Here is a 14490-nt window from a genome sequence, read left to right as displayed (position 1 = left end):
TGTTTAAGAGAGTCGGTGGCTGGTGTGAACCGATACATCAATTGTGCTGAATGGACTTCTGAGCGGAGGCTTGAAATAAAAGTAGGGCCTAACGGTATCCCCCGTTACCAGGATAGAGTATAAAATGTACTCGAAAAGCGAGAGTGAATCCTTCACTCTAACCAGAGGTGGTACCGCGGTTCATGAATCGTCCTCTATCTGCAAAAGACCAATGCAGATAGAGGACTTTTTTTATAGAGTTTTAAACGGATTAGAGCTTTTCTAATAGCTATAACGAGGAGGATTTATGATGGAAAATAATATGTTGTTAATGGATGAAATTCAAGGAGATACACTTACCCCGATAAGTATTTATCAAAGGTTGTCCGGAAAAAAGAAATTCTTGCTGGAAAGCTCTTTAAAACACGAAGATTCAGGGAGATATTCCATTATCGGATGTGACCCAACCTTTGAACTTATTGGTAAAGGCATGGAAACAGTCATACTTGAAGGCGATAAACGAGAAGTAAGACAAGAAAGAGCGCTTGACTTAGTCAAAGAATTATTACCTAAAAATAACCTAACACTTCCCTTTCAACTACCAGTTAACGCAGGAGCATTCGGTTATGTTGGTTATGATAATATAAGGCACTATGAAAACATTGGTCCAGAAGTTAAGGATGATATTGGAATCCCAGATGTACATCTGATGTTTTTTGAAGATTTAGTAATTTTTGATCATTTAGAACAAAAAGTTTATTTAGTGGCAAGTCCATTAAAAGAAACAACAACAGCAAAAGATCTAAAATTTCGTCTACAGATAAGAAAGCTAGAGATTACTGCTCCATTTAAAGAGGATTCTCCTAAAGTGAAACTGAGCCCTTTTGAAACATGTATATCGAAAGAGCAGTTTATAGAGAAAGTTAATAAGGCGAAGCAATATATTTTAGAAGGAGATATTTTCCAAGTAGTTCCATCACAAAGAATGACAGCAGATATGGAGGGATCTCCGTTTTCTTATTATCGAAAACTGCGCATCAAGAACCAGTCACCTTATATGTATTTCATCGATTTTGACGATTACGCAGTACTTGGGAGTTCACCTGAAAGTTTGATTAAAGCAATAAATGGAAAAGTCATAACGAATCCGATTGCAGGTACTAGGCCAAGAGGTGCGACAAACGAAGAGGATACCAATTTAGAAAATGACTTATTAAAGGATGAAAAGGAATTAGCTGAGCATAAAATGTTGGTTGACTTAGCAAGGAACGATGTTGGAAAGGTAAGTACCTTTGGGAGTATCTCCGTTGATAAGTATATAAAAGTAGAAAAGTATAAGCATGTTATGCATCTAGTTTCAGAAGTAAGTGGAAATTTAAGAAATAATTATACAAGTGTTGATGCACTGATTTCTTGTTTGCCTGCTGGAACTGTATCTGGAGCACCTAAAATACGGGCAATGCAGATTATAAATGAATTAGAAGGAACAAAAAGAGGGATTTACTCAGGGGCAGTTGGCTATTTTTCAAAAAATGGAAATATGGACTTTGCCTTGGCGATTCGTACGATGGTTATTAAAGACAAAAAAGCATATATCCAAGCTGGTGCAGGCATTGTACATGACTCTGTTCCAGAAAAGGAATATGAGGAAACCATTCATAAGCTAAAATTATTTTTGGAGGGACAACATGATTTTATTAATCGATAATTATGATTCTTTTACGTATAACTTATTTCAATATTTAGGGGAATTAGGAGAAGAAATAAAGGTTGTTCGAAATGATGAAATCACTGTAGAAGCTATTCGAAGTTTAAATCCTGAGCGCATTGTTTTGTCACCAGGACCAGGTAGGCCAGAAAATGCAGGCATTTTAATTGAGCTTATCCAATCCCTCTATCAGGAATATCCGATATTAGGAATTTGCTTAGGCCATCAGGGAATTGGATATGCTTTTGGATCAGAAGTAGGAAAGGCGTTAAATGTAATGCATGGAAAAACATCCATATTAAAGGTGACTGGTAATTCTGTTTTTCGTCAGATCGAACAACCAATCGAAGTGATGAGATACCATTCTCTTGTTATAAAAAAGGATACATTGCATGAGGACTTTGAAGTATTAGCTTATTCAACGGATGATAACGAGATAATGGCGATTAAGCATAAGCAGTATCCTCTTTATGGCTATCAATTTCATCCTGAGTCAGTTGGAACAGTTAGCGGAAAGCAATTACTGCAAAATTTTATCAATGAAACAAGAAAGGAAGTTCAAAGATGAAACAATATGTGGAAAGATTAATGGCGAATGAATCATTAACGGAACTAGAAATGGAAAGTGCTGCTGCCCTTCTTTTTTCAGATGAAATAACTGATACAGAGATTGCTGCCTTTATTACAAGTTTAAAGATGAAAGGCGAAACAGTAGAAGAAATCGTTGGTATCGTAAATGCTGTACGTAAGCAAACCTTATCTTTTTCTGAACCAATTAGCGGTTGTATGGATAATTGTGGAACAGGTGGAGATAGGTCTCAAAGTTTTAATATAAGTAGTACTTCGGCATTTGTTTTAGCAGGAGCTGGAATTCCAGTCGCTAAACATGGAAATCGTAGCATTTCCAGTAAGACAGGGAGTGCAGATGTTTTAGAGGAACTTGGAATTAAATTAAATGTGACACCAGAACAAAATATGCAACAATTAGAAGAAGTAGGGATTACATTCTTATTCGCCCAACATGTGCAACCGAAAATGGGCAGAATTATGAAGGTTCGCAGAGAATTAAAACTACCGACTATTTTCAATTTAATTGGTCCACTAACCAATCCAATTTCCCTTGAAACGCAAGTATTGGGGATATACAGAAGTGATTTATTGGTTACATTTGCAGAAAGTTTACGAAAGTTAGGAAGAAAACGAGCAGTTGTATTAAATGGAGCAGGTGGTATGGATGAAGCTTCCTTACAAGGTGACAATCAACTAGTCATTCTACAGAACGGAAAGATTGAGGAAACTTCTCTCACACCAGACGATGTAAATTTACCCTATTATACGAATGAAAAAATACGTGGGGGCGATGCAAAGGAAAATGCAGCTATTTTATTGAATGTGTTAAAAGGAAAGAAGGGTGCATATCGAGATACAATCCTTTTAAATGCAGGAATCGGCATCTATACGGCAGGAAGAGCTGAAAGTATTGTTGAGGGAGTCAATTTAGCAAAGGAAAGCATTGACTCTGGAGCAGCGCTTCATAAGTTATCCCAATTAGTAGAAACAAGTAAAGAATTTGAAGGAGCTGGGATTTAAGTGACAACCATTTTGGATAAAATCATTGCAAAAAAAAGGGAAACGATTGAAAATTTATATAAACGAAAAGAAGAGCTAAAAACAAGAAATCAACATTTAAAAAAGAAGTCCTTTGTAGAAAAAATTAAACAAGCAGACACCTTAGCCATCATTGCTGAATTTAAGCGGGCATCACCTTCAAAAGGTGACATTAATATCGATAAAGATCCAACGGAACAAGCAAAAATGTATGAATTATATGGTGCTGATGCCATTTCAGTTTTAACAGATACACCTTTTTTTAAAGGGACATATGAAGATTTAGCTAAGGTTAGAGAAACGGTAAATTTGCCGATATTGTGTAAAGATTTTATTATCGATAAAATTCAAATCGACTTTGCCAAACATTTTGGTGCTGATCTTGTGTTATTAATTGCCGCAGCATTAGATGATGAAACACTCGATGAACTATATGCGTACGCAACGAAATTAGGGCTTGAAGTATTGTTGGAGGTTCATAATGAAGAAGAATTGGATAGAGCTTTAAAAACAGACGCACAATTAATTGGGGTCAATAATCGGAATTTAAAAACCTTTGAAGTAACCCTTGAAACGACTGAAAAGCTGGCAAGAAAAATAAAAGAAAGTGGCAGATATATGGTTAGTGAAAGTGGTATATCTACATTTGAGGATATAGTAAAGGTTACTTCTTGTGGAGCTAATGCCATTTTAGTTGGTGAAACTTTTATGAAAGCTTCGGATCTTGAAAGCAAAATGAAAGAAATGAAAGTCGCTGTAAAGGCGGAGATAAAATGAAAGTGAAAATTTGTGGAATTACTACGAAGGAAGCAGCTGCATGTGCGGTAGAAAATGGAGTAAATGCACTCGGCTTTGTGTTTGCTGCTAGCAAAAGAAAAATCAACGCGGAACAGGCGAAAGAAATTATCAAAATACTTCCAACAAACATATTAAAGGTCGGCGTTTTTGTCAATGAATCTAAAAAAAATATAGAGAAAATTGTGAATATTTCAGGGATTAATGCGATTCAGCTTCATGGCGATGAAACAGCAGACTTTGCTACTGATTTTTCTTTGCCAATTATTAAAGCATTTAGTATTTCATCACAGGCTGATTTACAACAAGTAGTCTCCTACCCATGTGATTATGCTTTACTAGATAGTCCAAAGGGGAAGTATCATGGCGGAAATGGAATAGCTTTCGACTGGAGTATTCTCAAAGATTATGACTTTGGTAATAAGAAAATTATTCTTGCAGGTGGGTTAAATGAAGATAATCTCATTGAAGCAGTAAATACAGCAAAGCCTTATATGGTCGATGTTAGTAGTGGAGTAGAGACCGATGGAAAGAAAGATCTAGTAAAAATAAAAAATTTCTTACAAATCGCAAATACAGTTCATATTTAAGAAAAGAGGGAGCTTAACATGACAGAAACATATGCATATCCAGATAATAAAGGACATTTTGGAATGTATGGAGGAAGATATGTTCCAGAGACATTGATGCAGGCAGTAACAGAGCTGGAAGCAGCATATAAGAAGGCACAAAAAGATGCTGCCTTTCATGAAGAATTAAATAAACTTTTAAAGGACTATGTGGGTAGAGAAACACCGCTCTATTTTGCAGAGAATCTAACAAAATATGCGGGCGGGGCAAAAATTTATTTAAAAAGAGAAGATTTGAATCATACAGGTGCCCATAAAATTAATAATTCTCTAGGGCAAGCTCTTCTTGCGAAAAGAATGGGAAAAAAGAAAGTGGTTGCGGAAACAGGAGCTGGACAGCATGGCGTAGCAACTGCTACAGCATGTGCACTATTAAACTTAGAATGTACGATTTTTATGGGGGAAGAGGATATTAGAAGACAGAAATTAAATGTATTTCGAATGGAATTATTAGGTGCAAAAGTAATAGGGGTTACTTCAGGGAGTGCCACACTTAAGGATGCTTGTAATGAAGCATTACGCTACTGGGTAACAAATGTAGTAGATACCCATTATATATTAGGCTCTGTAATGGGACCACATCCATTTCCAATGATGGTGCGTGATTTTCAAAGTGTCATTGGGATAGAAGCTAAAAAGCAATATATTGAAAAAGTTGGCAACCTACCTGAAGCAATTGTTGCTTGTATTGGTGGAGGAAGTAATGCGATGGGGATTTTTTATCCTTTCATTGAAGATGAAAGTGTCGCTTTATATGGGGTAGAGGCTTCAGGACATGGTCTTCATACAGATAAGCATGCTGCTTCTTTATCAAAAGGCAAACCAGGTGTGTTACACGGATCTTATATGTATTTACTGCAAAATGAAGATGGGCAAATTCAAGAAGCACACTCTATTTCAGCAGGTTTAGATTATCCTGGAATTGGTCCAGAACATAGTTTTTTACATGATATTGGACGGGCAACCTATGAGTCTGTTACAGATGACGAAGCCTTTGAAGCACTTCAGCTGCTTTGTAAAGTGGAAGGGATCATTCCAGCCTTAGAAAGTGCTCATGCAATTAGCTATGCGGTGAAACTGGCAGCTAAAATGAATAAAGAAGAAGGAATAATTGTTTGTTTATCTGGAAGAGGAGATAAAGACGTAAATACAGTTATGGAAAGAATGGAGGAGTAACAATATGATAACAATCGAAGCTGCCTTTAAAAAGACACTCGAAAAAGGAGATAAAGCATTTGTTCCATATATTATGGCTGGAGATGGAGGGCTGGAGACTTTAAAAGATAAAGTTCTCTTCCTTGAAGAAGCAGGTGCAACTGCCATTGAGCTCGGTATTCCATTTTCTGACCCAGTAGCGGATGGCCCTATTATTCAAGCGGCAGGTATCCGTTCGCTTGAAGCTGGAACGACTTTGAGAGGTGTTTTCGAAACAATTCAATCCTTTAGATCATTAACTAGCATACCCCTTGTCATAATGACCTATTTAAACCCAGTTTTAGCCTATGGACCAGAGTCATTTTTCCAAGACTGTGAAAAAGCAGCAATTAATGGATTGATAGTACCTGACTTACCAGTTGAAGAAGAAGTGCTACTAGAAGAACTAGCAGCAAAGCACAATGTAGAAATTATCCGATTAGTAACCCTAACAAGTCCTATCGATCGGATTGAAAATATTTCAAAAAAAGGAAAGGGATTTTTATACGCAGTTACAGTTACGGGTATCACGGGATCTAGAACAAACTTCCAAGCTCATTTAGGTGCTCATTTATTAAAGGTGAAGGAAGTTAGCCCAATTCCCGTCCTTGCTGGATTCGGAATTTCTTCGCCAGAACACGTTGCGAGCATGGCAGAATATTGTGATGGTGTTATTGTAGGGAGTAGAATCGTTGAACTATTTTCACAGAATAATTTAGATGAAATAAAAGCGCTAATTGCTGCAAGCAAAAAAGGAAATACATTATCTGCTATTTAAAATAACAAATTCTCCTTCATTCTAATACTTGAATGAAGGAGAATTTGTGTTTAAACCATTCCTCAATAAAAAGGACTGTTCCATAAAGTGAAACTTCCATCAGTGGGGGTTTTCCTTGATCCCCCACCTAGCTTCCTCGTATTCTCATAAGCTTGAGGGGGAGTCTTACTGTCCGTTAAGAGTGGGATAAATGGTTGGCCTATCAGTAAATTACTCTCCAAAATTAAGATTTTTATATAATTGTCTGTTTTCCTTAGTCAGCTCGTTAATAAGAGGTGACACAGCATACTGTTTAAAAGTAAATTCAGGAACAATGTAGGAAAAGTATCTTAGAATTGACTCGTTTTTTATCCGGAGCATCCTAAGGCTTCTCATAAAAACTTCTTTCTGGATGGCGTATTTAGAAACGATGGAAATTCCTAAATCAGCTTCTACCGATTCTTTAATAATCTGTGTACTGCCAAATGAGCGGATTATTGGAGGATGAAAGGCATGGTTTTGAAAAAAATGATTAACGATTTCTCTTGTTCCTGACCCTTCTTCTCTAAGTATCCAAGTTTCATCATATAATTTCTCTAAATCTACAGATGAAAGATGGGCGAACCGATGATTCTTGCTGACAATGACGACAAGTTCATCTTCTTTAAATGGAGTTATCGTTAAATGGGGATGGCTTTTTAAATTACTATCAATGATTCCTAAATCAATCTCTCCCCGAAGTAATTGGGCAATAACACGATTGGAATTTCTTATACTTATCATGGGATCATCGCGTTTTTCGTCCAATTTTAAATATTCAGCAATCACTTTTGGAAGTAAATACTCCCCGAATGTAAAGCTAGAACCAATGGCGAGAGGACGACTTTTCTTTTCTGAAAGATGTTCAATTAAATCATTCACTTCCTTGTACTCAGATAAAATCTTCTTTGCATGAAAATAGAATAGCTCTCCTGCTTTAGTAAGTTTTACATATTTATTCGTTCTGTCTAAAAAGGTAACATTATACTTTTTTTCAAGTGCTTTTATGGAAAGCGTTACTGCAGATTGAGTAATATGTAAGCTTTCGGCTGCCCTAGTAAAATTTAGTTTTTCAGCAACTGTTACGAAGGTCAATAAATGATAATCCAAAAAAACACGCTCCTTTATAAAACAATAGAATAGCTGATGCGAAAGTAAACTTTTAAAAATTAGATGGAGAGAATATTAAGAGTGTTCCAAAAAAAAGGAATAGGAAACTGATTCTATCTATTATTATACTAAAAACTAGCAAGGATAAATATATAAGTTGATAGAATTATTGAAAAATAATGAATATTTACTAAATTGATTTTTGTCTGTTTTTATTAATCATCCATATCTCCTAGTTTAAGAAGCATAGTTCGGTATTTATTTCGGAATTTTAAATATTTTTCTTGTGGAAAAAGCAAATAACCTCTATAATCAATAATGATTCTCAATATGAGTTGTAGCAGAAAATGGAAACAAAATTATTTGATTTGAACATTTATCCCACTCTTAACGGGCAGTAAGACTCCTACCTCATGCTGGGTAAAATCAAAGAAGCTAGTGGGGGATAACTGTAACTGCCTATAAAGGTCCGATAAGTGCAACTAATTATCAGTTTGGCGTGAGGAAAAAACCCCATTGATGGAAGTTTTCTGTATAAGAATAAGGGGAGTTAAAAATATCTGCTTAAAGGGAACAATAGGAACAAAAAAATAGTTGACTAGAATGATACGAAAATCTAGAAAAGGATAGGTGTGAAGGAGAACAATCATGATTAAACGCTTTTTTTCATATTATAAACCTCATAAGAAATTATTTACGCTCGACTTTTCCAGCGCGATAGTCGTTGCATTATTAGAGCTCGCTTTTCCACTTGCGGTATCTTGGTATATTGATGAATTACTACCAGAAGGAAATTGGAGTTCCATTTTATCTGTAGGCGTAGGTCTGCTTCTATTATATGTAACAAGTACCTTTCTTCAATACATTGTTAACTATTGGGGACATAAGTTAGGAATAAATATTGAAACGGATATGAGATGTCAATTATTTACCCATGTACAAAGACAGTCGTTTTCGTTTTTTGACAATACGAAAACAGGACATATTATGAGTCGGATTACCAATGATTTATTTGACATTGGAGAACTTGCTCATCATGGACCAGAGGATTTATTTATTGCTATTATGACGTTTGTAGGCGCGTTCTGGATTATGTTGACGATCAATGTAAAACTAGCAATAATCGTTATCTTTATCGTGCCGATCCTTGTTTGGCTCATTACATACTGTAATCGAAGCATGAATAAAGCATGGGCACAAATGTATGGAGATATTGCAGATGTAAATGCTAGAGTAGAAGATAGTGTATCTGGTGTGCGTGTTGTACAATCTTTTACAAATGAAGAGTATGAGATTTCTAGATTTACAGTTAACAATAGAAGATTCCGTAAAGCTAAAATTGGCGCATATAAAGTAATGTCCATTACCTCATCCTCTGTGTATATGTTAATGAGATTCTTTACATTAGTCGTTTTAGTATTTGGTGCCTGGTTAACTTTTAATGAACAAATGAAAATTGGGGAATTAGTATCCTTTATCCTTTTTGTGAATATATTACAAAAACCAATTGATAAAATTAGTGCAATATTAGAACTATATCCTAAAGGGATGGCTGGCTTCAAGCGCTTCTTAGACTTGTTAGATTCAGAGCCCAAGATTCTAGATCGTAAAGATGCAATAGAGATAAATTCCTTAAATGGTGATATTGCATTAGCGGATGTAACCTTTAGCTATGACAGTAATCCTGTTTTAACAAACATTAATTTGTCCATAAATGCCGGAGAAACAATTGCATTTGTCGGTCCTTCTGGGGCTGGAAAGACAACTATTTGTTCTTTAATCCCACGCTTTTATGACGTAAATAGTGGAAGTATCAAAATTGATGGTATCGATATTAGAGATATGACGATGAAATCATTAAGGTCACAAATTGGAATTGTTCAACAAGACGTCTTTTTATTTACAGGCACGTTAAAGGAAAACATCGCCTATGGAAATTTAAATGCAACAGATGAAGAAATCTATGAGGCGGTTAGAAGAGCGCATCTCGAAGATTTAGTGCTTAAATTGCCAGATGGCTATGAAACGCAAATTGGTGAAAGAGGATTGAAATTATCAGGTGGACAAAAACAAAGAATTGCGATTGCACGGATGTTCTTGAAAAACCCACCAATTCTCATATTAGATGAAGCGACTTCTGCACTTGACACAGAAACAGAATTAATTATTCAAAACTCTTTAAATGAGCTAGCTAAAAATCGAACTACACTAATTATAGCTCATCGTCTTGCGACTATCCGTAATGCGGATCGTATTGTTGTAGTAACGGAAAATGGGATAGAAGAAGAAGGGAAACATGATGAATTATTAGAACGTAATGGTATTTTTGCTAATCTTCATCGCGTTCAATATCAACGCTAATTTTCGGGTCTGTACTTATAATAGTACAGACCCTCAGACTGTCGACAAACCCTGATTTAGAAGTAAAAGTTTGTCTATACCTAGATTATTCACCAACCAACACGAAATCCCACTGAAAAGCTGACTTATCGGCTTTTCAATGGGATTCTCTTTTTCACTTAAAAGATGAAAAAAGAATCCTTTTCTGTTAAGGTTATTGCGACTTACAAATACCAAAGAAAGGATTCTTATGATGACAACTTTAACGCAAAAACCTTTACATTTCAATCGTTCTATTAAATTATCCAATGATGGAGGTGCACTTTCTTCTGACACAGGTGAATTGATCTTCCGTGAGTTTGATGAAAAAATCGGCTTTTCTCAAACTATTGCCAAGCATCTTTGTTTGAAGGATACACGCACGTATTGTATTCATGAAAACGAACAACTTCTTCGTCAAAAAATCTATCAGCTCATCGCCGGCTATCACGAGGACGATGCAGCGGACCGTTTGACACATGATCCGGTTTTTACACAAATTCTTGGTACCCCTGCACTCGCTTCTCAACCGTCGTTATCTCGATTTTTTAAGCGCTTTGACACGCAAGCACTGGACCAACTTCAAGAGGCAAATCAGAAGTTACTTGATCGGGTTCATCATGCCCGACAATCCAAGACACTGATTTTTGATTTAGATTCAACACATGCCGATACATACGGAAATCAAGAAAATTCGTCCTACAACGCGCATTATCGCACAATGGGCTTCCATCCACTTGTCGCATTTGATGGGCTAACCGGCGATTTCTTGAAAGCTCAATTGCGCCCGGGGAGCGTTTATACTTCCAATGGTGTAGTGGATTTTATGCGCCCACTCATCGAACACTATAACGAAGTTTTTCCTGAAAAGTCTTATCTTGTCCGTGGGGACAGTGGCTTTGCGGTGCCTGAGCTATATGAATTGTGCGAAAAGGAATCGGTATACTATATCATTCGTTTAAAAGCGAACGCCAAGTTAAAAGCACTTGCGGAAGAACTGCATCCAATACATGAAATTCGTGATGTGTCCGTGACAGAAAGCTATGTGGAAGAATCTATTTATCAAGCATCGTCTTGGTCAAAGCCTCGTCGTATTGTTATTCAATCGACCCGCCCAGCAGGTGAACTATTCTTTTTACATGCTTTTTTTGTGACGAGTCTCGGTGAAAGCTTTTCGCCTCAAGCGATTGTCACGTCCTATCAACAGCGAGGCACAATGGAAAATTTCATCAAAGAAGCAAAAGATGGCTTTGGCTTGGATCAGATGAAAAGCCATCATTTCCTCGTCAATGAAGCTCGGATGATGTTAAGTCTGCTTGCCTATAACTTCACAAACTGGCTACGTACACTAAGTTTTCCAGCTGCCTATAAAAGCATTCAAATTCAGACGATTCGCACACGTTTGATTAAAGTAGCGAGTAAATTGGTGAGATCCGGACGCTCACTGTATTTCAAAATGTCCTCGAGCTTTGTTTATGAACGCTTCTTTTGGGACGTACTGACTCGGGTGCAGCAGCTAAAATTCAACTAAATAGCCTTTTTAAAAAATCGAACCCGTACCAAGGGAGGAGTCTGTCTAAAAATCAGTTTTCTCCTAAGACTCGTTTCAAACCTTCTCTAACTAGGCTATTTTCTTGGTACAAATTTACCTTAGCATTACTAATCTAATGAAATCCTTAAAAATTTTAGATTGCGGTGAATAATTCAGGCTATAGGATATTTATTAGTCTCTTTGAATAAGGATGTTGCTTTCCGCTCCAGGGGTTCGCCCCATGGAAAGCGAAGTGTATTCCGTCTGCGGGTGATCACCACAAACCTTCTTTCTTAAAATGAATAAAACCCCAAACAATTATACGAACTTCACTTTGCATGTTCGTATATTCGTTCGGGGTTATTTGGTTGAAAATACTTATGTCACAGCTCCTATTTTACATCATAAAAATACTGTTCTAATTATCCGATATGCGATATATTGGATATAAGTTTTTTGAATATTAAATCAGAAAGAGGGGGAAGTGGTTGAGACCAATTATTTTAGGGATATTTGCTGCGTTATTTTTTGCAGTCACATTTGTATTAAATCAGTCCATGGAAATAGGTGGAGGAAGCTGGATATGGAGTGCATCCTTACGTTATTTTTTCATGGTTCCGCTATTGCTTGTAATAGTAGTGTGTCGTAAGAATGCATCGGCAGTTTGGCAAGAATTAAAGAAAAACCCAGTTTCTTGGATGCTCTGGAGTACAATCGGGTTTGGAATTTTTTATGGTGGAATTTGTTTAGCAGGTGCTTATGGACCAGGATGGCTTGTAGCAGGAACATGGCAGATCACGATTATTTCTGGAACACTTCTGGCACCTTTATTTTATGAGGAAAAAATGAGAAGAGATGGAAGTATTCAAATAGTAAGAAGGAAAATCCCCTATAAAAGTCTATCCTTTTCCATATTAATTGTTTTAGGTGTCATTATTATGCAATTAGAATTCGCTGTATCCATTTCGTTAAAGGAGGCTTTATTTTGTTTTATACCAATTCTTATCTCAGCATTCGCTTATCCATTAGGTAATCGGAAAATGATGGTGATTTGTAATGGGAGGCTAGATGTTTTTCAACGTGTATTAGGGATGACAATTGCAAGCATTCCTTTTTGGCTCGTATTATCGCTTATTGGTACGTTTACTGTAGGGATACCCGGAAGGCAGCAAATTATCCAATCTGCTATAGTTGCCGTATTTTCTGGGATAATTGCGACAATATTATTTTTTGGTATGAGTAAAATGTTTGTGGGAGAATAAATATCCTTTTTGTCTAGTTGGGGGACGCGTCCTCCAACTAGACAAAAAGGCCACCAAGCGAGAGCGCGGTAGCTGGAAAAAATTAAGCATTAAAAAAGAGAGCATCCTTTTGTAAAGTAGAATTTTGGGAAACTACGAAAAGGAGAGGCTCTCATGAATCAATGTAACATAAAAATGCCATCATTAAAAGAATTGGAAAAAACTTTATTTCGAACACTACAAATGACGTTTCAAGAAATCCTTATTCAAACATTAGAAAATTGGGATCTAGAGATTGCTCAGCAACGAGACAAAAGAAGATTTGCTTTACGTGATAAACGAGAAATACGATTAGATACAGCGTTTGGAGCTGTGGAGCTGAAGCGTAATTATTATTTTGATCGTGTGACTAAAAAATATATTTGTCTATTAGATCACTATTTACAGTTTCAGGGGAATAAGGGATTTAGTCCGCTACTAGAAGAATGGGGGCTAGAACTAGCGACGAATGGCTCCTCCTATCGAAAGGCGGTGGAAACGTTCGAACAATTTTTAGGCTATTCGGCGATGAGCCACGAAGCATTACGGCAACATCTTCTTCAAACAAGCGTACTTCCCGCTAAGGAAAAACGCCCTTTTCAAAAGGTATTGTTTGTCGAAGTAGATGGATTATATGTGAAGAGTCAAGAAAAGAAAAAGCGTGGATGGGAGTTGAAATTCGCCGCTGTACACGAGGGATGGAAAGAAAATGGAAAGCGAATCAGGCTCCGAAATAAAAGGCATTTTCTTTATGAAGGAAAAGAACCCTTTTGGGAAGCCTTTGAAACGTTCTTACAGAATAATTATGCGTATGATCCTACCCAAACCTTGCTTATTATTAATGGTGATGGAGCAGGCTGGATAACGGCATGTCGGGAGTATTTTCGGGAACGCGCCTTTTTCACCATGGACCGTTTTCATGTCGCTCGTTCGATGAAGCAACTAATGAAGAGCCATCCTCGATACCGCTACATGAAAAGAGCGTTAAAAAACTACCAGGTAGAAACATTACTTCTAGAGTTGAATAGCGCAGTAGGAACAATGGATACACCAGAAGAAGAAGAAAAACTAGCGCATTTCCTCGGCTTTTTAACGCATCATCAGGAAACCATAAAAGATTACCGAAGTTGGTTACAGGAGAAAGGCGTGGACACGACAGCGTATCGTCCAATGGGAAGTGCAGAAGCAATGATGAATCAATTAGCCAAACGATTAAAAAATGGAAGAACATGGAGCAAAAAAGGGGTCATGAGCATGGCGCGCTTGTGGATTGGATTGAAGGATGACCTATCCATCCAAACGATATATGGGAAATGGGAAAAAGCCACGGAAAAATCAAAGAAAGAGCATCGAGCGAAAAGAAAAATACCCACAAAATTAGTAACAGAAACCGTGCGTCAGAACATGCCATACTTAAATCAAGCGATTGGAAAACCCGTTCACTTTGCCTTACAGGGATTAAAAGGTTTTTAAAAAAATGA

At 36.9% G+C, this 14490-nt stretch carries 11 protein-coding genes, 1 pseudogene and 1 other annotated feature (1 of these 13 running past the window's edge); of the genes and pseudogenes, 11 read left to right on the top strand and 1 reads right to left on the bottom strand.

Going from position 1 to position 14490, the window contains the following annotated elements:
• Positions 1-198 (top strand) — a binding site (T-box leader); it begins 38 nt to the left of the window's first position.
• A 91-nt stretch (positions 199-289) separates the two neighbouring features.
• Genes trpE through trpA form a run of 7 tightly spaced genes read left to right on the top strand, consistent with a single transcriptional unit; the run spans position 290 to position 6691 of the window.
• Positions 290-1687: an anthranilate synthase component I gene (trpE, locus tag NKG37_RS20915; protein ID WP_016203612.1), complete on the top strand. Its 1398-nt coding sequence runs from the start codon at positions 290-292 to the stop codon at positions 1685-1687.
• Positions 1668-2255 carry an anthranilate synthase component II gene (locus tag NKG37_RS20910; protein WP_016203613.1) on the top strand — a complete coding sequence of 196 codons (588 nt, stop codon included), beginning with the start codon at positions 1668-1670 and terminating at the stop codon, positions 2253-2255. Before trpE ends, NKG37_RS20910 begins: the two co-directional genes overlap by 20 nt.
• The gene (gene trpD, locus NKG37_RS20905) at positions 2252-3277 is read left to right on the top strand and encodes an anthranilate phosphoribosyltransferase (RefSeq protein ID WP_169188665.1); all 1026 of its coding nucleotides are present in this window, start codon (positions 2252-2254) and stop codon (positions 3275-3277) included. Before NKG37_RS20910 ends, trpD begins: the two co-directional genes overlap by 4 nt.
• Positions 3278-4072, top strand: coding sequence for an indole-3-glycerol phosphate synthase TrpC (gene trpC / locus NKG37_RS20900; protein ID WP_254415285.1), 795 nt, complete (start codon positions 3278-3280; stop codon positions 4070-4072).
• Positions 4069-4680: a phosphoribosylanthranilate isomerase gene (locus tag NKG37_RS20895; RefSeq protein ID WP_254415284.1), complete on the top strand. Its 612-nt coding sequence runs from the start codon at positions 4069-4071 to the stop codon at positions 4678-4680. The genes trpC and NKG37_RS20895 overlap by 4 nt, the downstream gene beginning before the upstream one ends.
• A gap of 18 nt (positions 4681-4698) precedes the next feature.
• Positions 4699-5895, top strand: coding sequence for a tryptophan synthase subunit beta (gene trpB / locus NKG37_RS20890; RefSeq protein ID WP_212118990.1), 1197 nt, complete (start codon positions 4699-4701; stop codon positions 5893-5895).
• 4 nt (positions 5896-5899) lie between these two features.
• Complete coding sequence (trpA, locus tag NKG37_RS20885; RefSeq protein ID WP_169188663.1) at positions 5900-6691, top strand: tryptophan synthase subunit alpha; 792 nt, start codon at positions 5900-5902, stop codon at positions 6689-6691.
• A 210-nt stretch (positions 6692-6901) separates the two neighbouring features.
• Here the strand turns inward: trpA and NKG37_RS20880 are convergent, their stop codons facing one another.
• Complete coding sequence (locus NKG37_RS20880) at positions 6902-7819, bottom strand: LysR family transcriptional regulator (RefSeq protein WP_254415283.1); 918 nt, start codon at positions 7817-7819, stop codon at positions 6902-6904.
• A 648-nt stretch (positions 7820-8467) separates the two neighbouring features.
• Between NKG37_RS20880 and NKG37_RS20875 the strand changes: the two genes are divergently transcribed.
• The 4 genes and pseudogenes from NKG37_RS20875 (at position 8468) to NKG37_RS20860 (ending at position 14482) form a co-directional block, all read left to right on the top strand.
• On the top strand, positions 8468-10180 hold the full coding sequence (locus tag NKG37_RS20875) for an ABC transporter ATP-binding protein (protein ID WP_254415282.1): 1713 nt from the start codon (positions 8468-8470) through the stop codon (positions 10178-10180).
• Between the two features lie 232 nt (positions 10181-10412).
• The gene (locus NKG37_RS20870) at positions 10413-11729 is read left to right on the top strand and encodes an IS1380 family transposase (protein WP_254416399.1); all 1317 of its coding nucleotides are present in this window, start codon (positions 10413-10415) and stop codon (positions 11727-11729) included.
• A 488-nt stretch (positions 11730-12217) separates the two neighbouring features.
• A pseudogene (locus tag NKG37_RS20865) lies at positions 12218-12961 on the top strand (multidrug resistance efflux transporter family protein); the annotation flags it as partial.
• Between the two features lie 204 nt (positions 12962-13165).
• Positions 13166-14482, top strand: a complete 1317-nt coding sequence (locus NKG37_RS20860; protein WP_254415281.1) for an ISLre2 family transposase — start codon at positions 13166-13168, stop codon at positions 14480-14482.
• Positions 14483-14490 lie beyond the last annotated feature (8 nt).

The sequence above is a fragment of the Niallia sp. RD1 genome (assembly GCF_024219955.1).
Taxonomy (GTDB): Bacteria; Bacillota; Bacilli; order Bacillales; family Cytobacillaceae; genus Niallia; species Niallia alba.
The sequence above is the reverse complement of the archived record's forward strand: the minus strand, read 5'-3'. Positions and strand labels throughout refer to the sequence as shown.